General features: G+C 53.2%; 17 protein-coding genes and 5 pseudogenes. 15 read left to right on the forward strand and 7 right to left on the reverse strand.

Translation table 11 applies throughout. The features are described from left to right. The first annotated feature begins 18 nt into the window (after positions 1-18). Positions 19-180: a YdgH/BhsA/McbA-like domain containing protein gene (locus CS369_RS15470; RefSeq protein WP_196907803.1), complete on the forward strand. Its 162-nt coding sequence runs from the start codon at positions 19-21 to the stop codon at positions 178-180. Positions 181-211: 31 nt separating this feature from the next. On the opposite strand, the gene rlmB is transcribed toward CS369_RS15470, so the two are convergent. The 3 genes and pseudogenes from rlmB to nsrR all read right to left on the reverse strand — a co-directional run bounded on the left by rlmB (position 212) and on the right by nsrR (position 3,937). Next, on the reverse strand, positions 212-946 hold the full coding sequence (rlmB, locus tag CS369_RS15475) for a 23S rRNA (guanosine(2251)-2'-O)-methyltransferase RlmB (RefSeq protein ID WP_196907804.1): 735 nt from the start codon (positions 944-946) through the stop codon (positions 212-214). A 61-nt stretch (positions 947-1,007) separates the two neighbouring features. After that, positions 1,008-3,470, reverse strand: a pseudogene (rnr, locus tag CS369_RS15480) (ribonuclease R). Between the two features lie 41 nt (positions 3,471-3,511). Continuing rightward, entirely contained in the window at positions 3,512-3,937 is a 426-nt protein-coding gene (gene nsrR, locus CS369_RS15485) for a nitric oxide-sensing transcriptional repressor NsrR (protein WP_196907805.1), read from the reverse strand. A 499-nt stretch (positions 3,938-4,436) separates the two neighbouring features. On the opposite strand from nsrR, the pseudogene codB reads away from it, so the two are divergent. The 3 genes and pseudogenes from codB to codA form a co-directional block, all read left to right on the forward strand. Beyond that, positions 4,437-5,701: pseudogene (gene codB, locus CS369_RS15490) on the forward strand (cytosine permease). Positions 5,702-5,704: 3 nt separating this feature from the next. Further along, positions 5,705-6,940: a PucR family transcriptional regulator gene (locus tag CS369_RS15495; RefSeq protein ID WP_196907806.1), complete on the forward strand. Its 1,236-nt coding sequence runs from the start codon at positions 5,705-5,707 to the stop codon at positions 6,938-6,940. Continuing rightward, positions 6,937-8,170, forward strand: a pseudogene (codA, locus tag CS369_RS15500) (cytosine deaminase); the annotation flags it as partial. The gene CS369_RS15495 and the pseudogene codA, both read left to right, overlap by 4 nt. 31 nt (positions 8,171-8,201) lie before the next feature. On the opposite strand, the gene CS369_RS15505 reads toward codA, so the two are convergent. Continuing rightward, positions 8,202-9,122, reverse strand: a complete 921-nt coding sequence (locus CS369_RS15505) for a GntR family transcriptional regulator (protein WP_196907807.1) — start codon at positions 9,120-9,122, stop codon at positions 8,202-8,204. Positions 9,123-9,273: 151 nt separating this feature from the next. Here CS369_RS15505 and CS369_RS15510 point away from each other — a divergent pair, with 151 nt between their 5' ends. The 3 genes from CS369_RS15510 (at position 9,274) to CS369_RS15520 (ending at position 12,844) form a co-directional block, all read left to right on the forward strand. Further along, complete coding sequence (locus CS369_RS15510; protein ID WP_196907808.1) at positions 9,274-10,287, forward strand: zinc-binding alcohol dehydrogenase family protein; 1,014 nt, start codon at positions 9,274-9,276, stop codon at positions 10,285-10,287. Positions 10,288-10,345: 58 nt separating this feature from the next. Continuing rightward, entirely contained in the window at positions 10,346-11,632 is a 1,287-nt protein-coding gene (locus CS369_RS15515; RefSeq protein WP_196907809.1) for an ABC transporter substrate-binding protein, read from the forward strand. A 102-nt stretch (positions 11,633-11,734) separates the two neighbouring features. Beyond that, positions 11,735-12,844 (forward strand): glycoside hydrolase family 105 protein, encoded by a 1,110-nt coding sequence (locus CS369_RS15520; protein ID WP_196907810.1) that lies wholly within the window; start codon positions 11,735-11,737, stop codon positions 12,842-12,844. A 65-nt stretch (positions 12,845-12,909) separates the two neighbouring features. On the opposite strand, the pseudogene CS369_RS15525 reads toward CS369_RS15520, so the two are convergent. Further along, a pseudogene (locus CS369_RS15525) lies at positions 12,910-13,944 on the reverse strand (type IV pilus twitching motility protein PilT). Between the two features lie 22 nt (positions 13,945-13,966). Between CS369_RS15525 and CS369_RS15530 the strand changes: the two are divergent. The 8 genes from CS369_RS15530 (at position 13,967) to CS369_RS15565 (ending at position 19,917) form a co-directional block, all read left to right on the forward strand. Then, the gene (locus CS369_RS15530) at positions 13,967-14,677 is read left to right on the forward strand and encodes a YggS family pyridoxal phosphate-dependent enzyme (RefSeq protein ID WP_196907823.1); all 711 of its coding nucleotides are present in this window, start codon (positions 13,967-13,969) and stop codon (positions 14,675-14,677) included. A 74-nt stretch (positions 14,678-14,751) separates the two neighbouring features. Next, on the forward strand, positions 14,752-15,573 hold the full coding sequence (gene proC / locus CS369_RS15535; protein ID WP_196907811.1) for a pyrroline-5-carboxylate reductase: 822 nt from the start codon (positions 14,752-14,754) through the stop codon (positions 15,571-15,573). 44 nt (positions 15,574-15,617) lie between these two features. Beyond that, positions 15,618-16,172, forward strand: coding sequence for a YggT family protein (locus CS369_RS15540; protein ID WP_196907812.1), 555 nt, complete (start codon positions 15,618-15,620; stop codon positions 16,170-16,172). Further along, complete coding sequence (yggU, locus tag CS369_RS15545) at positions 16,169-16,462, forward strand: DUF167 family protein YggU (protein ID WP_196907813.1); 294 nt, start codon at positions 16,169-16,171, stop codon at positions 16,460-16,462. Before CS369_RS15540 ends, yggU begins: the two co-directional genes overlap by 4 nt. 82 nt (positions 16,463-16,544) lie before the next feature. After that, a complete protein-coding gene (locus CS369_RS15550) occupies positions 16,545-17,150 on the forward strand; it encodes an XTP/dITP diphosphatase (protein ID WP_196907814.1) in 606 nt (201 codons plus the stop codon). Further along, complete coding sequence (gene hemW / locus CS369_RS15555) at positions 17,143-18,279, forward strand: radical SAM family heme chaperone HemW (RefSeq protein ID WP_196907815.1); 1,137 nt, start codon at positions 17,143-17,145, stop codon at positions 18,277-18,279. The genes CS369_RS15550 and hemW overlap by 8 nt, the downstream gene beginning before the upstream one ends. A gap of 152 nt (positions 18,280-18,431) precedes the next feature. Next, a complete protein-coding gene (locus tag CS369_RS15560; protein ID WP_196907816.1) occupies positions 18,432-18,779 on the forward strand; it encodes a hypothetical protein in 348 nt (115 codons plus the stop codon). A gap of 736 nt (positions 18,780-19,515) precedes the next feature. Beyond that, on the forward strand, positions 19,516-19,917 hold the full coding sequence (locus CS369_RS15565) for a hypothetical protein (RefSeq protein ID WP_210769500.1): 402 nt from the start codon (positions 19,516-19,518) through the stop codon (positions 19,915-19,917). A gap of 23 nt (positions 19,918-19,940) precedes the next feature. Here the strand turns inward: CS369_RS15565 and CS369_RS15570 are convergent, their stop codons facing one another. Beyond that, positions 19,941-20,387 carry a GNAT family N-acetyltransferase gene (locus tag CS369_RS15570; protein ID WP_196907818.1) on the reverse strand — a complete coding sequence of 149 codons (447 nt, stop codon included), beginning with the start codon at positions 20,385-20,387 and terminating at the stop codon, positions 19,941-19,943. 32 nt (positions 20,388-20,419) lie between these two features. Beyond that, positions 20,420-20,758: pseudogene (locus CS369_RS15575) on the reverse strand (hypothetical protein); the annotation flags it as partial.

Here is a 20,758-nt window from a genome sequence, read left to right on the forward strand (position 1 = left end):
ACCGGCACCTTAGAGAAAATGGGCTCGATATCGGTCAACGTGCGAGGCAGTAGCGACGGCGCCGATCGTGCCATTCAACAAAAAGCAGACGCTTACGGCGCACGCTATTACACCATCACGTTGAAGCAAGAGCACGCATTGACCAACGTGTGGACATCACGCGCCGTGCTGTATCGCTAAGCAGACGCGTTGATGCACAAAACAGGGGTGGTTACGTCAGACGCTGTCTGACCGCTTCAAACAGACAAACGCCGGTCGCAACCGAAACGTTAAGCGACGAAACGCTAACGGCCATCGGGATACTGATCAACTCATCGCAGTGTTCACGCGTCAAGCGACGCATCCCTTCCCCTTCCGCACCCATAACCAGCGCCAGCGGTCCAGTCAGCTTGCTTTGATAGAGCGTGTGGTCGGCTTCACCCGTGGTCCCGACGATCCACACTTGATTTTCCTGCAACAGGCGCAGCGTGCGCGCCAGATTGGTCACGCGGATCAAAGGCACATTTTCCGCCGCCCCGCAGGCCACTTTTTTCGCGGTGGCATTGAGTTGCGCAGAACGATCGCGCGGCACAATGATCGCATGCACCCCGGCGGCATCCGCGTTACGCAAGCACGCACCGAGGTTATGAGGATCGGTAACGCCATCCAGTACCAACAAAAACGGCTGTGCTACACTTGCCAGCAGATCCGGCAAATCGTTTTCCTGATACTGACGCCTCTCTTTGACGCGCGCCACAATCCCCTGATGCACGGCCCCTTCGACCTTGCTATCCAACCACTGACGATTCGCTACCTGAATCACAATGCCATTAGCTTCCAAGGCCGCGATCACCGGTTGCAAGCGGCGATCTTCACGCCCTTTGAGGATCAATACTTCCAGAAAACGCTGTGGATCGCGTTCTAACAGGGCGTTGACCGCGTGGATACCGTAAATAATTTCGCTCATTGATACTCTTCAAACGTGGTGTGTTAACGAACGGCGGAAGCTCCGCCGTTCGCTGCGGGCATTACTGTGCCGCGTTCTTTTTACTGGCGCGTTTCGCCTTGGTGGCGGCGGCGATTTTACGCGTTTTCTCGGCGTTTTTCTGCGCCTTGTCGGTCTTTTTCTTCGCCTTGGCCTTTGCTTTCACCTTATCGGGCGCAGCCTTTTTCCTTGCTCTATCGTCCTAGCGAAACGCACTGTCAGGTTCAAAATTAGCCGGTTTCTTAACACCGCGCCGTGCTGGCCGCGCCTCACGGCGCTCCGGTTTTTTCGCCTTGTCGCGTGCAGTCTTGCCTTCACCGCGCACTTTGCGTGTGCTGGAGAGCAGAGAGAAATCGATATTGCGTTCATCCATATTGACCGCTTCCACGCGAATTTCGACTTCATCACCCAGACGATAGACCTGCCCGCTCGATTCACCGATCAAGCGTTGGCCCACATTGTCATAACGATAGTAGTCGTTATCCAGCGTCGAGACATGCACCAGACCATCGATAAACAGATCGTTGAGGCGCACAAAGAAGCCAAAGCCGGTAACGCTGGAAATAATCCCGGTAAAAGATTCACCGACGTGATCCTGCATAAAGTCACATTTCAACCAGTCGGCGACATCGCGCGTGGCTTCATCTGCCCGCCGCTCAGTCAGTGAACAGTGCATGCCCAGTTGCAACATTTCATTAAGATCGCTGTGCCAACCGCCAGTCGGCGTCCAACGCTCGCGACGATCGCTCAGTAAATATTTGATGCCACGGTGCAGTGACAGATCGGGATAGCGGCGAATCGGCGACGTGAAGTGACCGTATGATGTCAGCGCCAGACCAAAGTGACCGCGATTTTCCGGATCGTAAATTGCCTGTTTCATAGAGCGCAGCATCATGGTTTGCAGCATTTCATGGTCGGGGCGATCCGCCACCAGCGTCATCAGTTCTGCATAATCTTTGGGTTCCGGCTTCATACCGCCTTTCAGCGTCAAACCAAGCTCACCTAGCACGCTGCGCAGTGCCAGCACATGGTCTTCACTCGGGCGAGTGTGCACCCGGAACAGCGCAGGCTCCTGATTTTTCTCAACGAACCTGGCCGCCGAGATATTGGCCAGAATCATGCACTCTTCAATCAGTTTGTGCGCATCGTTACGTACTATCGATTCCACGCGTTCGATCCGACGTTCCGCGTTGAAGATAAACTTCGCTTCTTCGGTTTCAAAGGCGATACCGCCGCGCTCTTCACGCGCTTTTTCCAGCACCTGATACATCTTGTGCAGCTCTTCCAATCCGCCTACCAGCGGCTGGTAATGCGCACGCAGTTCCGCATCGCCTTGCAACATATGCCACACCTTGGTGTAGGTCAGGCGTGCATGGGAACGCATCACGGCTTCGTAGAATTTGTATGTCGTCAGCTTGCCGGTCGCAGAAATGGTCATCTCGCACACCATACACAGCCGATCCACGTCCGGGTTCAACGAACACAGGCCGTTCGACAGCACTTCCGGTAGCATCGGCACCACTTGCGAAGGGAAATAGACCGAGGTGCCGCGCGCCCGCGCTTCATGATCCAGCGGTGTGTTGGGACGCACGTAATAGCTTACATCAGCAATGACAACCCACAGACGCCAGCCGCCACCGCGTTTTTTCTCGCAGTAGACCGCATCGTCAAAATCACGCGCATCTTCACCGTCAATCGTCACCAGCGGCAGCGAACGCAGATCGACGCGCCCTTTTTTCGCACTTTCCGGGACCTGCTCGTTGAAATCTTTGATCTGTTCTTCGACCTGTTTCGACCAGGTGTGCGGGATATCGTGGGTGCGCAGTGCGATATCCACCGCCATGCCGGTACCCATTTTATCGCCCAGGATCTCAACAATCTTCCCGATGGCTTTGGTACGGCGCGTGGGACGTTGCGTTAACTCAACCACCACCATGTAGCCCATACGGGCGCCGTTGATGTTCTCTTGCGGGATAAGAATATCGAAGCTCAGGCGGCTGTCATCCGGCACCACAAACCCCATACCGGCATCAAGGAAGTAGCGACCGACAATCTGCCCGGTACGCGGTTCCGGTACCCGCACGATACGGCCCTCACGCCGCCCTTTGCGATCGGCACCCAGCGGTTGCGCCAGCACCACATCGCCGTGCATAGTGCGTTTCATCTCTTCAGCCGACAGGTACAGATCGTCCTTGCGCCCTTCTACACGCAGGAAACCAAAACCGTCGCGGTGGCCGATCACCGTGCCACGCAGCAAATCCAGTTTTTCCGGCAACGCATAGCATTGGCGGCGGGTAAACACCAGTTGACCGTCACGCTCCATCGCGCGCAAACGACGGCGTAGCGCTTCTTGCTGCTCTTCCGTAGTGAGTTCCAAATCGGCAGCCAGTTCATCGCGGCTAATGGGCGTATTGCGTTTTTCGATGTGGGCCAGAATGTATTCGCGGCTGGGGATGGGTGATTCGTATTTTTCTGCTTCTCGTTCCTGGAATGGATCTTGGGACATTGCGGTTCCTCCGTTGTCTTCAGCAGAAGGCTGAACGGACTTCATTCAACCAACAATAATTTATAAAGCGGCGGGTTCTCTTTCACCATATCGGCCAACGTATGTTGGTCCAGTTCGCAGAGAAAGCGCTGAACGCCCTCTTGCAGCAACCCTTTTAAGCGGCATGCCGGCGTGATGTGGCAAAAATCATGGTTGCAGTTGACCAGAGACAGCGGCTCCAGCGCGCGTACCACATCGCCAATGCGAATGGTTTGCGCAGGCTTGCCCAAACGGATGCCGCCATTTTTACCGCGCACTGCCATCACAAAGCCAGCCCGACTAAGTTGATTGATAATTTTGACCATATGATTACGAGAGACGCCATACACTTGCGTTACTTCAGTAATGTTCGTCATCTTCCCTTCAGGCAGTGATGCCATGTAGATCAGCGCGCGTAATCCGTAATCCGTAAAACTGGTTAACTGCACAGAAACCTCGGATACCCTCGGGTATCGGTAGGAACGTGGTATCAATGTTCATCGCAACAATGTCCATCACAACAACGTTCGTCAAATCATCAAAGCTCATGCCAGCAGCACACTACTGCGTTTTTACAGCCTGAACCGCAAGGCCGCAGAAAGAAAATACGCCACTAACATGAACGGAAAATAACATAAGAGCCAGATTTACTAGCAATAATAAATCAGTCGCAAATGATCCGGCGAATTATTTAGCATATTCCCTGGATTTGAACATCGGTTCTGTCTTTTTCCCTGCTAAAAGACATCCCCCATTTTTGTGCAACGCACACCACCATACACAAAGACGGGGCGAATAAACAGTGAAAAACAGCTATAAGTGTGCACCATGCACTGATAACGTTATTCTGTTTATCCATCTTTTTCTGCCGTAAAACGGGCACGGATATTGCTGTATTTCCGGCGTTTTTATCAGCTCTCGCGAGGGCATATTCAGAGGAACGCAACGATGTCGGCTCAAAACGAATTTCCCCTTAGCGAAGCCCCCAAAGAGGGGCGCAAGGGATTACTCTCCATCTCCATAGTGTTGTTCAGCTTTACTTTTTTACCGGCACCATGTTTGCTGGCGGAAAAATTGGCGTCGCATTCAATATCGTCGATATGCTATGGGTGGCGATTATCGGTAATGTCTTGCTGGCCACTTATGCTGCCGCACTGGCACTGATCGCCGCGCGCAGCGGCCTGAACTCGGTTCTGATGGGCCGTTTTTGTTTCGGAGAACATGGCAGCAAACTCTCTGATTTTCTGCTCGGTTTTGCCGAACTGGGTTGGTATGCCTGGGGAACCGCCACGGTAGCGATTGCGCTGGTCAAGCTGCTGGCGCTGCCAGAGAACGTAACATCGCTATTGATGGTGCTGTTTGGCCTCGGCTTCTGCCTGACCGCCATCGTCGGCTACAAAGGGCTGGATGCGCTGTCACGCATCTCGGTACCGCTGATGTTTGTGATGCTGATTGTCTCCATGTGGATTGCCACGCATGACGTCGGCGGCTGGCAAGGGCTGGCGAAAATTGTACCAGACCAAACCATGAGCTTTTCCGCCGCTATCACCATGGTGTTCGGCACCTTCGCCAGTGGTGCAACGCAGGCCACCAACTGGACACGCCTGGCACGCAGCGGCCGCATCGCCGTCAGCGCAAGCTTTATCAGTTTCCTCGGCGGTAATGGGCTGATGATCATTTCCGGCGCTTACTGCGCCATCGTCTATAAAGAGGCCGATATTGTTGCCGTGATGATGTTGCAGGGGCTCTCAATCGCTGCGGTGATCATGCTGTGTTTGAACCTGTGGACCATTCAAGGGCCGACCATCTACAACAACAACGTTTCCGCCGCCTGCCACCTGCTGCACAGCGAGCGACGTCGTACCTTGACGCTGATAGGTGCCGCCATTGGCATTGTGCTCGCGATTGGTGGCATGTATGAAATGCTGATTCCGTTTCTGATCCTGCTGGGATCGATCATCCCTCCGATTGTCAGGGTTATCATGGCGGACTATGTTTTCCGCTATCGCTGCCAGTATCCATCCATTCAATCCACTACTTTGCCCCGTTTCAACTACATCGGCCTCAGTGCCTATGCTATCGGTGCAGTTCTGGCTTATTTGTCACCGTGGATTGCACCACTGGTGGGGATTGCCGCTTCGGCAGGCAGCTATGTGCTGCTGAGCGTGCTGGCAAAACGTTTTGCGCCCACGATGGCGCTGTCAGGAGAATAAGTCATGAACCTCACGGTGGATGACATTCTGGCATTGCCAGAGCTTGAAGCCCTGCGGCTACGCGCAGGCCAACGCCACTGCCATCGACCGATACGCTGGTACTACGTGGCAGAAAACGAAGGGATCGCGGATTGGATCATGGGCGGTGAACTGGTATTCGTTACCGGCATCAACCACGCCCGTGATGAAGCAAATCTGCTGCGTTTGTTGCAGGAAGGCCATCAGAGCGGCATCGCCGGGATGGTTATTCTCACCGGTGAGGCGTTTATTCATGCAATCCCTGATTCTGTCGTTGCACTGGCGGATCTGCTGGGTATACCCCTGATTGAACAGCCCTACATGCTGAAGATGGTCATCGTCACTCAGCTTGTGGGTACGGCGCTGGTACAACGCGACAGCCTGCTACGTTCACAGCGGGAAATTCTGACCCAACTGCTTACCGGCGATTACCCCAGCATCGAACTGACGCGTCAACGTGCTTCGCATTTGCAGTTGACGCTGAACCGCCCGCACCGGGTGATTACTCTGCGCCTGTCAGGTATCCCCGCATTGTTTGATAACCATCCGCCGGACAGTGCAGAAGCGCAGCTACAAGCCGCGCGTCAGACGCTGCAACAGGCGCTGGAAGAGCGGCTTGCCGCCCAGCCCGCTTCGCTGCCGCTGGTCACGCTGGGTGAACTGTTTATTCTGTTCTGGCCCGAAGAGGATGCAGCGTTTCTTGATGGCAAAGCCTGGCTGGGAGAAATGCGCCAGTCATTAAGCCCGTCGCTCCAACCGCTGTCGCTATTTTGTGGCCTCTCTTGCACAGTCACCCAGGCACACCATTATCGACGCGGATTAGGTGAGGCGCGACGCGCGTTGGAAGTGGCTGAAAGCATGCGTCCCGACAAAGGGATCTGTGACTTTAGCGCCTTGGGCGTGCTGCAATTACTGACAGCAATTCCCGATCAAGAGCTGATCAACCGTTTTATGAAAGAAACACTAGGACCACTGTTTGCCGCCAACCGTAAACATCCGGCGCTGTTGATCGACACGCTGGAGGCAATACTGCAAGAAAACGGCAACGTTATCAAAGCCGCCGAGCGTCTCGGTATTCACCGCAACACCCTCAATCAACGCTTGCAACGGATCGAACGTCAATCCGACCACCGCGTGAACGATCCGCAGTGGCGACTCAACGTCTCCGTTGCCCTCTTAATCTGGCGCATGTCTCATGCGCAACAGCAGGAGTTTCTATGAAAATCATCAATGCCGCACTGCGTCATCAATCCGGCCTGTTCACCCTCACCCTGGAGGATGGCGCGATCGCCGCCATCGATGCGCAACCGACCTTAATCGCGCCAGTTACTGCCTCCGATGTGCTTGATGCCGCAGGCAATCTGGTGATCCCTCCGCTGGTGGAGCCCCATATCCATCTGGATGCTAGCCTGACGGCAGGAGAGCCAGAATGGAACATGAGCGGCACACTGTTTGAAGGCATTGAGCGCTGGGGCCAGCGCAAAGCCACCATCGACCACGAAGACACCAAACGTCGCGCCCACACCACCATCAGTATGTTGCGCGATCACGGCATTCAGCATGTGCGCACCCACATCGACGTAACCGACCCGACGCTGGCCGCGCTGCAAGCGATGCTGGAAGTGAAAGAAGAAGCGCGCGATCTGATCGATCTTCAGATTGTCGCATTCCCGCAGGAGGGCATTGAATCTTTAGATAATGGCCGCCGCCTGATGGAGGCCGCGATCGATATGGAGGCCGACGTGGTTGGCGGCATTCCCCATTTCGAATACACCCGTGAACAAGGCGTCAGTTCCATCAAATTTCTGATGAATTTGGCTGAACGCACCGGTTGTCTGGTGGATGTGCACTGCGATGAAACCGACGACGCACAGTCGCGTTTTCTCGAAGTGCTGGCGGAAGAGGCGCGCGCGTCAAGTGGGTGAATTAGTGACCGCCAGCCACACCGTGGCGATGGGCTCTTACGATAATGCCTACTGCTCCAAACTGTTCCGTCTGCTGAAGCGCTCAGGGATCAGTTTTGTCTCTTGCCCCACCGAGAGTATCCACCTGCAAGGGCGCTTTGACACCTTCCCGAAACGCCGTGGCGTTACCCGCGTGGCGGAACTGGATCGCGCGGGTATGAACGTCTGTTTTGGACAATACTCCATCAAAGACCCGTGGTATCCGCTGGGGAATGGCAATATCTTGCGCGTACTTGATGCCGGATTGCACATTTGCCACATGATGGGATATGACGACCTGCAACGCTGTCTGGATTTCGTCACTGATAACAGCACCAAGGCACTCAACCTCGGTAACCGCTACGGCATTGCTGTGGGCCGCCCGGCAAATCTGGTGATTCTGGATGCAGAAAACGACTACAAAGCCGTGCGCAAGCAGGCCAAAGCGCGCGTTTCCATTCGTCACGGCAAGGTCATCATGCAGCGCATACCGGAACAACTGAGCTACCCAGCATTACCGCCCTCCGCCAGCGCGGCGCTCAAGGCGCCGCGTTGGCGGGCATTTGTCGCTCCATCGAATCGATCATCGACTGTTTCGCGGTATCCAAATGGCGGTGCAACTCACTCATCGCGAGCAGATCGTTGCGACACAGCATTGCACTCAGCAATGCCAGATGCTCCTCCACCGCCAGCGTATTGCGTTGCTTGAGCGAACGCTCGTCCCACTGGTAGTGAAAGTGGAACACCACCGAGATTAGCTCGCTCATCTGATCGAAAAACGGATTATCCGCAGCAGAAATAATCAGTTGGTGCAGTCGCTGATCCAACGGCGAAAATAGGCGATAGTATTCCTGAATGCGATTGCGCAGTTCGCGGTGGCTCTCCAGCAGTTCTTTCACCGTGATCCAACGTGGGTCACTGTCGGGCAAGTTCATAAAGGCGTTTAGCGCGTGCGTTTCCAACATTTCCCGCAGTTCGAACAGTTTTTCGGCATAGGCTTGATCGAACTGCTTTATACGCCAATAGCCCCGGCGCAGACTCTCTATAAGATCGTAACGTGAGAAGCGCAGCAAAAATTCGCGCACGACTACCGGTCGGACATGGCACCAGCGCGCCAATTGCAGTTCGGTAAAGCCATCGCCCGGCACTATCTGGCGCTGGTTGATCATTTGATAAAAGCGCTTTTCGAACAGTGCCGTCTGTTCCTCCAGCGTTTCCGCAATCACATCAAAACCATCATTGTTCTCCGGCACGCGCGCGATGTGATATTTGCCGCCTTCGCGCACCACGATGCCGCGTTCTGTCAGGTAATCCAGCGTGTGCATCACGGTAGTCCGACTGGTGTTGAACATTTCGGCCAGCACCGCCTGCGAAGGCAACGGGGAAACCAGCGAAGCCTGATTTATCGCATCAAGAAACTGATTAATTACATGCTGGCGTAAGGTTGGTGTGCGGCTCATAAAGTACCTTTTATGGTTTTTTATTCATTAAAAACCGATTAAGAGCCGAAGTCAGTGTGATTTATCACATTACTGAAAACACTCTGCAACATGGTCCTTGGTTTTAGGAAAAGATAAATGCACCAGGGGAAATTGATGTAGAGAATAAAAAATGAAAAGTCTTATATGCCGACAACCCACACAATTCGAATATAAAGAACGACCCGTGCCAACACCAGCGGAAAACGACGTATTATTAAAAGTCAAAACGGTCGGCATATGTGGCACCGACATTCATGCCTGGGCGGGGAAACAGCCTTTCTTTAATTATCCTCGCGTGCTCGATCATGAAATTTGTGGTGACGTTGTTGCCATCGGGAATAATGTCACCCGTTTTCATATTGGACAACAGGCGGCCGTTATTCCTTATCTCTCTTGTAACGCGTGCAGTGCTTGTTTAAATCATCGTCCGAATTGCTGTGAAAATATCTCGGTTATCGGCGCACATCAGGATGGCGGTATGGTGGAATATATCGCCGTGCCAGAAAGTAACGTACTGCTGGCAGAAGGCATTGACCCGGCTGCGGCTGCGCTGATTGAACCTTTTGCCATCAGCGCTCACGCAATCCGTCGCGCTGAATGTACGCCGGGCGACAGCGTGCTGGTCGTCGGCGGCGGCCCGATTGGGCTGGGCGTCGCGGCCATCGGCCTGGCGGACGGCCTGGATATCGCACTGGCCGATACCCAAGCAGAACGGCAGGTGCATACCCATAACCTGCTGGGCATACCGGTACTGGACCCGGCATCCCCCCAGTTTGAGCAACAACTTCGTGCCAATTTCCAGGGAGAACTGCCCAATAAAGTGATTGATGCCACCGGAAATGAAATCGCGATGAATAACAGCGTTAATCTTATTCGCCATGGTGGACAAATTATTTTTGTTGGTTTATTTAAAGGAAACCTTTCCTTTTCCGATCCTGATTTTCATAAAAAGGAGACAACCATGAAAGGAAGCCGAAATGCCACCCATGAGGATTTTGCGAAAGTGGCAAGATTGATGAGTGAAGGAAAAATCAGTGCGGAAATGATGTTAAGCCATCGATTTGACTTTTCATCCTTCGCGGCGATTTATGAAACTGAAATAGTCAATAATAAAAATCTGTTGAAGGCTGTCGTGAAGTTTTAATCTCACTCCGCGAAATCATTGGACGAATGCCTTACCCTAAAAAAATAATGAGGTTGCTATGAAAATAAAATTACTGCCCTTATGCTTTGCTGTGAGTTTTGCCGTAACAGGAATCGCTGGTGCACAGGCTCAAACCAAAGAACTGCGTTTTTCCTGGTGGGGAGGCAACCAGCGCCACCAGGCAACGCTCGCCGCCATTGCCGCGTTTGAAAAAGCGCACCCGGACATCAAGGTGAAAGCAGAACCCGCAGGGTGGGATGGCTACCTCTCCAAATTAACCACCCAGTTGGCGGGCAACACCGAGCCAGACGTGATGCAAACCAACTGGAACTGGCTGGTGCTGTTTTCCAAGGACGGCAACGGTTTCTATAACCTCAACAATGCCAAAGGGATAGACCTGACACAGTTCTCCCCACAAGCGCTCAAAATGACCAGCGTGGACAACAAGCTTAACGCTATTCCTGTCGCTATGACGGGGCGTTCCATGTATTACAACCCGGAGTTGTGGCAAAAAGCGGGATTGAGCTATCCGCAGACCTGGGATGACATGCTGGCGGCTGGTCCGGTTTTTAAACAGAAACTGGGCGACGATCACTACCCGTTCGTGCTGGCTAATCACGACACCACCATCATGACGTTTCTGAACTCGTACATGATTCAGAAATACAACAAAACCATGATCGATGATAAAACCCAGTCCTTCACCTTTACCCCGCAGGAGTGGCTGGACTACTTCGGGATGTATAAAAAACTGGTCGACGGACACGTCATCCCTAACATGAAGTTTTTCGCCGCCTACGGTAAAACCAACGCCTGGGAAATTCCCAATTGGCTGGAAGGCAAGATTGGCGGAGTACACACCTGGAGTACCGACAACACCTTTTCCGGCAGCTTGAAAGCGCCGGCCACGCTGGAAGTGGGGCCCTATCCGACGCTGCCGGGCGCCAAAGACAGTGGCATGTTCTACAAACCTGCCATGATGTTATCCATCGGCAAAAACACCCGATATCCACAGGAGTCTGCCCAGTTGATCAACTTCTTGCTGAATACGCCGGAAGGGGTCAGCGCCATGGGGCTGCAACGCGGTGTGCCGTTGAGTCAGGTTGCCAGCAAACAGTTAATGGATGCGGGTACGCTCAATGCCACGCAGTTGCTCGTGCAGGGACTGAAACAGGTGGAATCGCTGTATGGCAATATTGCACCGTCTCCCTATATGGAGAACCCGCAACTGTTGGCCTCGTTCCTGGAACACCTGCAAAAATACGACTACGGCCAAATGACGTTGGAAGAGATGGCGCAGTTGTTCCCCAAATCGGGGCAGCGCATCCTGAAAAAAATCATGTAATACCTACACCTACGCTACGCATCCGTGTGGCGTAGGCGCTATTAGCAATGGGTAAACCGTTTTATTCTGTCACTACGTTATTTGTAAACATGCGAGAAAACTATGAACGCCTTTGACACTGCGCACGCGAACACCGCGGCAGACGCACGCCGCTACGACGCGATTTATCAAAAACTTGAACTGTTGTTCAATGAGATCATTACCGTTCGCACGGACGATGCCGCATTGAAGAAGCTGAAGGTGATCGCCTCCGATCTCTCGATCGAAAACTGGGACTGGTCGCAAAGCGTGGGGATCTACGGTATCTGGCGTCTTTATCAGGTCACGGGCGAACAGCGTTATCTGGACTATGTGCTGGCATGGTATCAACGCCGCCTGGCGGAAGGATTACCGGAGAAAAACATCAATCGCATGGCACCAATGCTGACGCTCACCACCATAGGGATCGTCCAGGAGACACGCGAGCATCAGGCGCTGATCGAGGAATACGCACACTGGATTGAGCACGAACTGTTGCGCACCCAAGAGAATGGGTTCACCCACTGCACCAGCGATCACCTTAATAAAGAGCAGCTCTGGGTCGATACGCTGTTTATGGGCGGCTTGTTCTACGCTCGCGCCAGCACCTACCTCAATCGCCCAAGCTATCTGGATAAAGTCAGCTATCAGTTCCTGTTGCACATCAAATACCTGATCGACAGAGATACCGGACTGTGGATGCACTGCTGGAACTTCACCGGCAACGGCAACTACGGCAAGGCACTGTGGGGACGTGGTAACGGTTGGGCCGCCATCAGCACCGTCGATTTCCTCGAGATGCTGGACCACCAAGATGCCAGCTACCAGATGATCCTCAACACCTTCCGCCGTCAAGCCGATGCCGCCGTGCGCTATCAGGATGCCAGCGGTATGTGGCGTACCCTGCTTAACCAGCCGGACAGCTACCTGGAGGCCTCAGGCACCGCCGGTTTCACCTACGCGCTGCTAAAAGGCATACGCCTTGGTCTGCTCGACGAACGCTATCACGATACCGCCTGGAAAGGCGTCGATGATCTGCTGAGCCGTATCAGCCCGCAGGGAGAAGTGGCGGATGTCTCCGCAGGAACGTCAGTCGGGCACGATCTCGATCGCAAGATTGCCATCAAACAGCGCGCGTATGGTCAGTGGCTTACCATGCTGGCGTTGACAGAGGCATTAGCCGGGCTGAAGTAACTCTTGCAGCCCCGTGGCGTATAGGGCCGCCGCGGGGCTTTTTTCACCGCTGCTTACCGCGCCATTTATGGGGTAAAAGTCTGCTCCGCATCCGGTGGCAACAATCCGGCTTTCCAGCGTTGCTGCCAGCTGTGCGCAAAAGTTTGCATCCCGCTTTGACCGCTCATCTGCAACAGACCCGGCAACTGATGGCTTTTGCCCTCACGAATCAAGTTAGCCACCGCCGTATTGGCCAGCAACACTTCATACAGCGCGATGCGCCCGCCACCACGGAGTGGCACCAGTTGCTGCGCCACCACGCCTTGCAGACACAGCGCCAGTTGGCTGCGCACGAAATTTTTCTCCTGTGCGGGAAACACATCCAGCAGACGTTCTAGCGCCTGGGCAGCGCCCCGCGTATGCAGCGTCGCCAGCACCAGGTGCCCGGTTTCTGCCGCCGTTAACGCCAACCGAATGGTTTCACCGTCGCGTAATTCCCCCAGCAGGATGACATCCGGGTCTTCACGCAGCGCGCTGCGTAAGCCGTGGGAAAACGACGGGCAGTGTACGCCGATCTCACGCTGTTGGATCAGGCCGCGATCTGCGGAAGGCGCAGATGAGTAGACAAATTCAATAGGGTCTTCCAACGTAATAACATGGCAAGCCTGCTGCTGTCTGAGCGCATTCACCATCGCCACCAATGTGGTGGATTTCCCACTGCCGGTTGCGCCGGTCACCAGAATCAGCCCAGCGGGGCGTGTTATTAACGAAGCAAGGATCGGTGGCGCATGCAGTGTTTCCAACGCGTACGCCGTGGTAGCAATGGTGCGTAACGCAACGGAAAGTCCGGCATGCTGACGAAACAGATGTGTGCGCAGCCGAATGCCGTCAGGTGTGGTCAACGCGCCATCGGCCTGCCCCTCAGTGTGCAATTGCTGGCGCTGAAGGGCCGTCATCCAACTGTCTCACCAACGTTCCAGCTTTGCAGCGGTGCAACAGGAGCTGGTCTGTAGAGATTGTAACTCGCCATCAATACGCCACATCGGCGGATATCCGCTACACAGGTGCAGATCGGAGGCATTCTGTTTTACACTACAGGTTATCCACTCATTGATATTCATAGATCCCATCCTTAGCATGACCATGAACCCGATTGAGCAGAATCTACAGAACGTCAGAGAGAAGATCGCCACCACAGCCACTGCATGTGGACGCGACCCGCACGCGGTGACCTTGCTTGCCGTCAGTAAAACCAAACCTGTGGCGGCGATCGAAGAAGCGATTGCCTGTGGGCAGCGAGGCTTTGGGGAAAATTATGTACAGGAAGGCGTGGACAAGGTGCTTTATTTCCGTGAGGCCACCCCTCAGGTGGCATTACAATGGCACTTTATCGGACCGCTGCAATCCAACAAGAGCCGTCTGGTTGCTGAACATTTTGACTGGTGTCACACCGTCGATCGCCCTAAAATCGCCCAACGTCTGAGCGAACAACGCCCGGTGACATTAGCGCCGTTGAACGTGTTGCTGCAAGTGAACATCAGCGGTGAAGCCAGCAAATCGGGGATCGAACCAGCAGATCTTTCCGCCCTGGCCGCTACCGTCGCTGCCCTGCCGCACCTGACGCTGCGGGGCCTGATGGCAATTCCGGCACCGGAAAATGACTACGCACAGCAATTAGCGGTATTTCAATCGATGAATGACCTGTTTGCGCAGTTAAAATTGCATTATCCTCAGGTGGATAACCTCTCCATGGGGATGACGGATGATATGAGCGCCGCGATTGCGGCAGGCAGTACGCTGGTACGCATCGGCACCGCCATTTTCGGCGCACGTGACTATCCTCAGCATGTATAGGCCTCACCATGGATAATCCCCTTCGGGGCTGAACGCTGCCACTGGCCGGTTGACGAACACGAGAGAACATAAAGATGCAACACCGCAAGCTTACCTTTATTGGTGCCGGAAACATGACGCAGGCCATCATTGCAGGGCTGGTTAACGGCGGTTATCCTGCCGATCGTATCCGCGTCTGCGCACCGAGCGCCACACGACGGGATGCGCTGGCACAGCGCTATGGCGTTATCAGCAGCGACGACAACCTCGCGGGCGCCCAGGATGCTGACGTCGTGGTGCTGGCGGTGAAACCGCAGTTGATGGCAAGCGTATGCGAGCCCCTGCGCGGCGTGCTGAACGCGCCGGGCAAGTTGGTAGTGTCTATCGCGGCTGGAGTGAGTGTGGCGCGCTTTCAAGCGCTGTTAGGGGAGCCGCTAACGCTGGTGCGCATTATGCCAAACACACCGTCACTGGTGGGCAAAGGCATGAGCGGCCTTTACGCGCCCGCTAACGTATCGGCGGAAGATCGTGCCTTTAGCGCCGAGCTGATGCAAAGCGTGGGTAAAGTATGCTGGGTTGAGCAAGAGAGCGGCATAAACGGCGTTATTGCCGCCGCAGGCAGCGCACCGGCCTATTTTTTCCTGTTTATGGAAGCGATGCAGCAAGAGGCCATGCGCCAAGGATTCACACCGGAAAGTGCACGTCAGTTGGTGCAGCAGGCCGCACTGGGTGCAGCCGCACTGGTAGAAGCCAGTCCGGATACACCGCTTGCGACGCTGCGTGAGAATGTGACGTCCAAAGGCGGCACCACCGCAGAGGCACTGCGAGTGTTTAACGAACGCCAACTGACACAAACCGTCGCCGATGCCATGCAGGCTGCCGTGCATCGCGCGCAGGAAATGGAAAAACTGTTTTAACGCACCGTTATTCTCTATATAGCTGATAAGGAATCGATGTTTCTATGCTAACCCTGACGTTTCTGGTCAAGACACTGATCGACCTGTATGTAATGGTGCTGCTGTTACGCATTTGGATGCAATGGTCACGCAGTGATTTTTATAACCCGTTGTCGCAATTCGTGGTGAAAATCACGCAACCTATCGTCAGGCCGCTGCGCCGTATTCTGCCTGCACTCGGCCCCATCGATAGCGCATCGCTGCTGTTGGCGTTTCTGCTGACCACGTTGAAATACCCCCTGCTGATGCTGATACAGGTTGGAGCCTTCGCGATAAGCCCGGTCAACTTGCTGGTGGGTTTGTTGGCACTGTTAAAATCCGCGGGCTATCTGGTGTTCTGGGTAGTGATTATCCGTGCGCTGATGAGCTGGGTGAGTCAGGGACGCAGCCCGGTAGACTACCTGCTGTTCCAACTTACCGAACCGTTTATGGCCCCGATTCGCCGTATCATTCCGGCCATGGGCGGCATCGATTTCTCCGCCATGGCGGTGATTTTGATCCTGTATCTCCTGAACTACCTCGGCATGGATCTGTTTCCGGAATTTTGGTTCCTGCTGTGAGTGCAATAGCACTGCTGCCCGACGGGTTGGTCATTAGGCTCTATATTCAGCCGAAGGCCAGCCGTGACCAGATAGTCGGCCTGTACGGTGATGAGTTGAAAATCGCCATCACCGCGCCGCCGGTTGATGGTCAAGCTAACGCGCATTTGGTCAAATACCTTGCCAAGCAGTTTCGGGTGGTAAAAGGCGCGGTGAGCATTGAAAAAGGTGAGCTCGGCCGCCATAAACAGATTAGAATTGTTAATCCGCAGCACATTCCTACGGAAATCGCCGCATTGATCTGGCAGTAACCCACCACAGGGAACTGCGCATCGCAACAGATAACTCCCCGCCATTCCCGGCGATGGCATTAACAGAATGCAGGACACACGCATGGATACCACGAGCCAAAACGTCGTTTTAGCCACCGGCAACCCCGGAAAAGTTCGCGAACTCGCCGATCTGCTGGCGGATTTTGGCATGAATATCGTCGCACAAACCGAACTGGGCGTTGATTCTGCCGAAGAGACCGGGTTGACCTTTATCGAGAATGCACTGCTTAAAGCGCGCCACGCGGCGCACATCACCGGATTGCCTGCGGTGGCCGATGACTCGGGTCTGGCGGTTGATGCATTGGGCGGTGCGCCGGGTATCTACTCCGCGCGCTACGCCGGAGTGGATGCCAGCGATCAAGCCAATCTGGACAAACTGCTCGATGCCATCAAGGATGTCCCTGACGAACAACGCAGAGCCAGCTTCCATTGCGTGCTGGTCTACCTGCGCCACGCCGATGACCCGACGCCACTGGTCTGCCACGGCCGCTTGCAGGGTGTGCTGACGCGTAAGGCTGTGGGCGAAGGCGGCTTCGGCTATGACCCTATCTTTTACGTGCCGAGCGTAGGCAAAACCGCCGCAGAAATGACGCGCGATGAGAAAAACGCGCTGTCGCACCGTGGTCAGGCGCTGCGTTTACTGCTGGATGCGCTGCGTCATGCATAAACTGCCACCGCTCAGCCTGTACATTCACATTCCCTGGTGTGTGCAAAAATGCCCGTATTGCGATTTTAACTCCCACGCCCTCAAAGGTGAGGTGCCGCATCAGGAATATGTGGAGCACTTATTGGCGGATCTGGATGCGGATCTTCCGCTGAGCGGCGACCGGGCTCTCAGTTCAATCTTTATCGGCGGCGGCACGCCCAGCCTGCTGAGCGCGGAAGGCATGCAGGCGCTGCTCGATGGCGTGCGTGCCCGCTTACCGCTTAGCGCGGATGCCGAAATCACCATGGAAGCCAACCCCGGCACGGTAGATGCCGATCGCTTTAGTGGCTACCAGCGCGCGGGAATTAATCGAATCTCCATTGGGGTGCAAAGTTTCAGCCCGGAAAAACTGACGCGTCTCGGACGCATTCACGGCCCGAAAGAAGCCAAGCGTGCCGCGCGTCTGGCGGCCGGGCTTGGGCTGCGCAGTTTCAATCTGGACCTGATGCACGGCTTGCCGGATCAGACGCTGGAAGAAGCGCTGGACGATTTTCGTCAGGCGATTGCGCTCAATCCACCGCATCTGTCGTGGTATCAATTGACGATTGAGCCGAATACCCTGTTCGGTTCACGCCCGCCGGTGCTGCCCGATGACGATGCGCTGTGGGATATCTTCGCGCAGGGCCATGTGCTGCTCACTGCCGCAGGCTATCAGCAGTATGAAACCTCTGCCTACGCCAAACCAGGCTATCAGTGTCAGCACAACCTCAACTATTGGCGTTTTGGCGATTATCTGGGAATTGGGTGTGGTGCACATGGCAAGATCACGCGCGCTGACGGGAGTATCCTGAGAACCGTCAAAACCCGCCATCCGCGCGGTTATATGCGCGGCACTTACCTGGACCAGCGCAATGAAGTGCAAGCGGAAGATCTGCCGTTTGAATTCTTCATGAACCGTTTTCGACTGCTGGAACCCGCGCCGCGTAGCGAATTCAGTGCCTACACCGGTTTGGCCGAGAGCGTGGTACGCCCACAAATAGACTGGGCGTTAGCGCAAGGCTACCTGACGGAAATCGCTACCCACTGGCAGGTTACCGAACACGGCAAGCTGTTTCTGAATTCCTTGCTGGAAGGATTTCTGGCGGAATAATCGCAGACAGAGAAAGAAAAAAACGGGTGAACGGTTAGACAGTGCTGGCCGTCACTTGCCCTCTAAAAATGGATAACGCTTGTTTTTTGATTGTTGGCAAATCTGCTAGGTGATAATTTCATGCCCCTGCACGGAGCTGAAGGACATTATCAATGATAATAAAAATCTATTCCTCACCAACAATCAACGCAAGTATTACCGATCAAGCGGCAGGGAAAGCCGCACACAAAAATAGCCTTTTCCGATCCATTAGCTTTACCGAAAACTCAAGCAATGACATTAAAACAAAAGCAAAAGAAATATCATTAAAATATGATCTTCTTGTTGACGATATTTTATGTGACACCCCCGGCATCCTGAAAAATCAATGGGAACGCCTCCGTACTATCGGGCTTGCCGTCACAGCATTAGAACAGCGTGCAAAAACATACTCACCAAATGCGGAGAAAAAACCAACGCTGAATATCGCTATTACCGAAAGGATAAAAAAACATATGTGATGCTCTCCCTGTCAATAAAAAAGAAAACTTCATACACGATAACGCTTATCTGTTGCGTGGGAATAATTTTATTTTTGAATTTCTTTCATCAAAGGGAACAGCTGTCGATAAGATAAGTTATGCGCAACTGTTGCGTATTGGGGAGAAAATGAGAAAAAATAGGGCTAATCCTGCTTCTGTTGATCAAATGGCAATAAATAAATTTTCAACCATTTGGGATCTTCGTACCACGTTAGCTAAACAGTAGTAGCTATTATCTTCTTTACCTCAGCTTACCAGTGTCACAAAAAACGCAGGTAGATTTTTAAAAACAATGTTTTATTTAGCTTCAAAAATGATAACAGCACACGGTGAATCAATTTTAATCTCAGGGCATAAAACGGTTGTCGTTTACTAATCTTCGCAGTAGGTCAAAAACTTATTGCGTTGTTCAACCGATACTCAATCAAATTTAAAAAAATCCATGGTAGGCTATTCTTTATAGATTCAATATTTCGATGATGTTAACTTAAAGAAAACTTAAATTAACACGGAGATAAAGCTTATGTTCGGTTCAATACAGCCATCATCTTCAGCAAAAGAAAGTCAGGTTATTCATACAGAAAAAAGTGCTCCTTCACATAATCTACTTTTTAATTCTTTCCGCACCATAACAAATGAATCGTTGGAACTTAAAATCAGAGAAAAAGAAACGCTTTTATATTAGTCGGCAATAAAAAACTCTAACCTGAAAGAAATGCCTTCGGTCAAAGAGAGTATCCTACAAGATGATCGGTTACACTCTCTCGGCATGGCTGTAACCACCGTTGCCAACATTGACATGATTAACAATGCATATCCTCATCAAAATATTAAGGTAGATGCGCAAACAGAAAAAACCGTTAACGAGATATTCGACAATGCGCCAAGGGGAAAAGCCGTTGATATAGGCGAAGATAATGCCATCAACAATCGGGGAAAAGCATTTATTTCTGGTTTTTTAACTTACCAATCGCCTATTGATGTGACGCATTATGCGCTAGCTCTCAATATTGGTCATAGCAGCAAGTCTAATGAGATTGATCCTATCATGATTAATCAATTTACGGACTTATGGAAAATTCGCTCAGAAACAGCAAAGCCCGTAGACACTCATTGATATTTTGCATGCCGAAACAAGCTTCAATGCGATGATCGCATATCAATGTGTGGGATGCCGTCCTCATCGTACACCTCACTGCAAGGCGTAAAGCCGAAGCTGCCGTAGAAGTGCTGTAAGTGGGCCTGCTCTGAGAGGAAGAGCGGCTTTTCAGCCCAGTGACGTGCGCAAATCACCAACACATGCTCCATCAGCAGATGTCCCACATGCTGCCCACGCGCGCTGGGCTCAACGATAACGCGCCCAATTTTCACACTGTCTTTTATCGCGAGCAAGCGGGCGTAGGCCACCATTTTTCCTTGATGATACGCGGCCACATGGCGATGGCTATCCACCAAATCCTGTCCGTCAATATCCTGATACGGGCAGTTCTGCTCCACCACAAAGACCTGATTGCGTAACGCCAGAATGTCATACAGCGCATACAGGTTCAGATCCTTGGCACTCCAGTCGTGCCAAATCAGGTTCATTTTCATTTCCTGTGCCATAACCGCCATTTCGTCTATCCCTTCGCCCCACCGGTTGAACGTCGCGCACGCGCCGTCGTCACCCACAGCACCACAATACTTAATGCAAATAATACGCCAAACCCGACGCCAATGCCGAGAACCGGAACCCTCAGTTTCACCATCAACGAGTAGAGGCCAAGCATCAGCAGCATCGCGGTGTTCTCACCCAGGTTTTGTACTGCAATGGCGTTACCCGCCCCCACGCTGATACGTCCTCGCTCTTGCAGCAGCGCATTAAGCGGCACGATAAAATCTATGGTCACCCCCATTTTTGCAACACTGATTTTCGATTGATGTTGGGCTTGCTTAAATCTATCCGGCGTCTTTATGGG

Origin of the sequence: Candidatus Symbiopectobacterium sp. 'North America', from assembly GCF_015762685.1 — a bacterium.
Classification (GTDB): domain Bacteria; phylum Pseudomonadota; class Gammaproteobacteria; order Enterobacterales; family Enterobacteriaceae; genus Symbiopectobacterium.

Coding starts and splice junctions, on each gene's coding strand:
- proC (WP_196907811.1), top strand. CDS start 14,752: ATGCAACACCGCAAGCTTACCTTTATTGGTGCCGGAAACATGACGCAG.
- CS369_RS15540 (WP_196907812.1), top strand. CDS start 15,618: ATGCTAACCCTGACGTTTCTGGTCAAGACACTGATCGACCTGTATGTA.
- CS369_RS15565 (WP_210769500.1), top strand. CDS start 19,516: ATGCCTTCGGTCAAAGAGAGTATCCTACAAGATGATCGGTTACACTCT.
- CS369_RS15515 (WP_196907809.1), top strand. CDS start 10,346: ATGAAAATAAAATTACTGCCCTTATGCTTTGCTGTGAGTTTTGCCGTA.
- CS369_RS15495 (WP_196907806.1), top strand. CDS start 5,705: ATGAACCTCACGGTGGATGACATTCTGGCATTGCCAGAGCTTGAAGCC.
- CS369_RS15550 (WP_196907814.1), top strand. CDS start 16,545: ATGGATACCACGAGCCAAAACGTCGTTTTAGCCACCGGCAACCCCGGA.
- CS369_RS15520 (WP_196907810.1), top strand. CDS start 11,735: ATGAACGCCTTTGACACTGCGCACGCGAACACCGCGGCAGACGCACGC.
- CS369_RS15505 (WP_196907807.1), bottom strand. CDS start 9,122: ATGAGCCGCACACCAACCTTACGCCAGCATGTAATTAATCAGTTTCTT.
- CS369_RS15510 (WP_196907808.1), top strand. CDS start 9,274: ATGAAAAGTCTTATATGCCGACAACCCACACAATTCGAATATAAAGAA.
- hemW (WP_196907815.1), top strand. CDS start 17,143: ATGCATAAACTGCCACCGCTCAGCCTGTACATTCACATTCCCTGGTGT.
- rlmB (WP_196907804.1), bottom strand. CDS start 946: ATGAGCGAAATTATTTACGGTATCCACGCGGTCAACGCCCTGTTAGAA.
- CS369_RS15530 (WP_196907823.1), top strand. CDS start 13,967: ATGAACCCGATTGAGCAGAATCTACAGAACGTCAGAGAGAAGATCGCC.
- CS369_RS15570 (WP_196907818.1), bottom strand. CDS start 20,387: ATGAACCTGATTTGGCACGACTGGAGTGCCAAGGATCTGAACCTGTAT.
- CS369_RS15470 (WP_196907803.1), top strand. CDS start 19: ATGGGCTCGATATCGGTCAACGTGCGAGGCAGTAGCGACGGCGCCGAT.
- CS369_RS15560 (WP_196907816.1), top strand. CDS start 18,432: ATGATAATAAAAATCTATTCCTCACCAACAATCAACGCAAGTATTACC.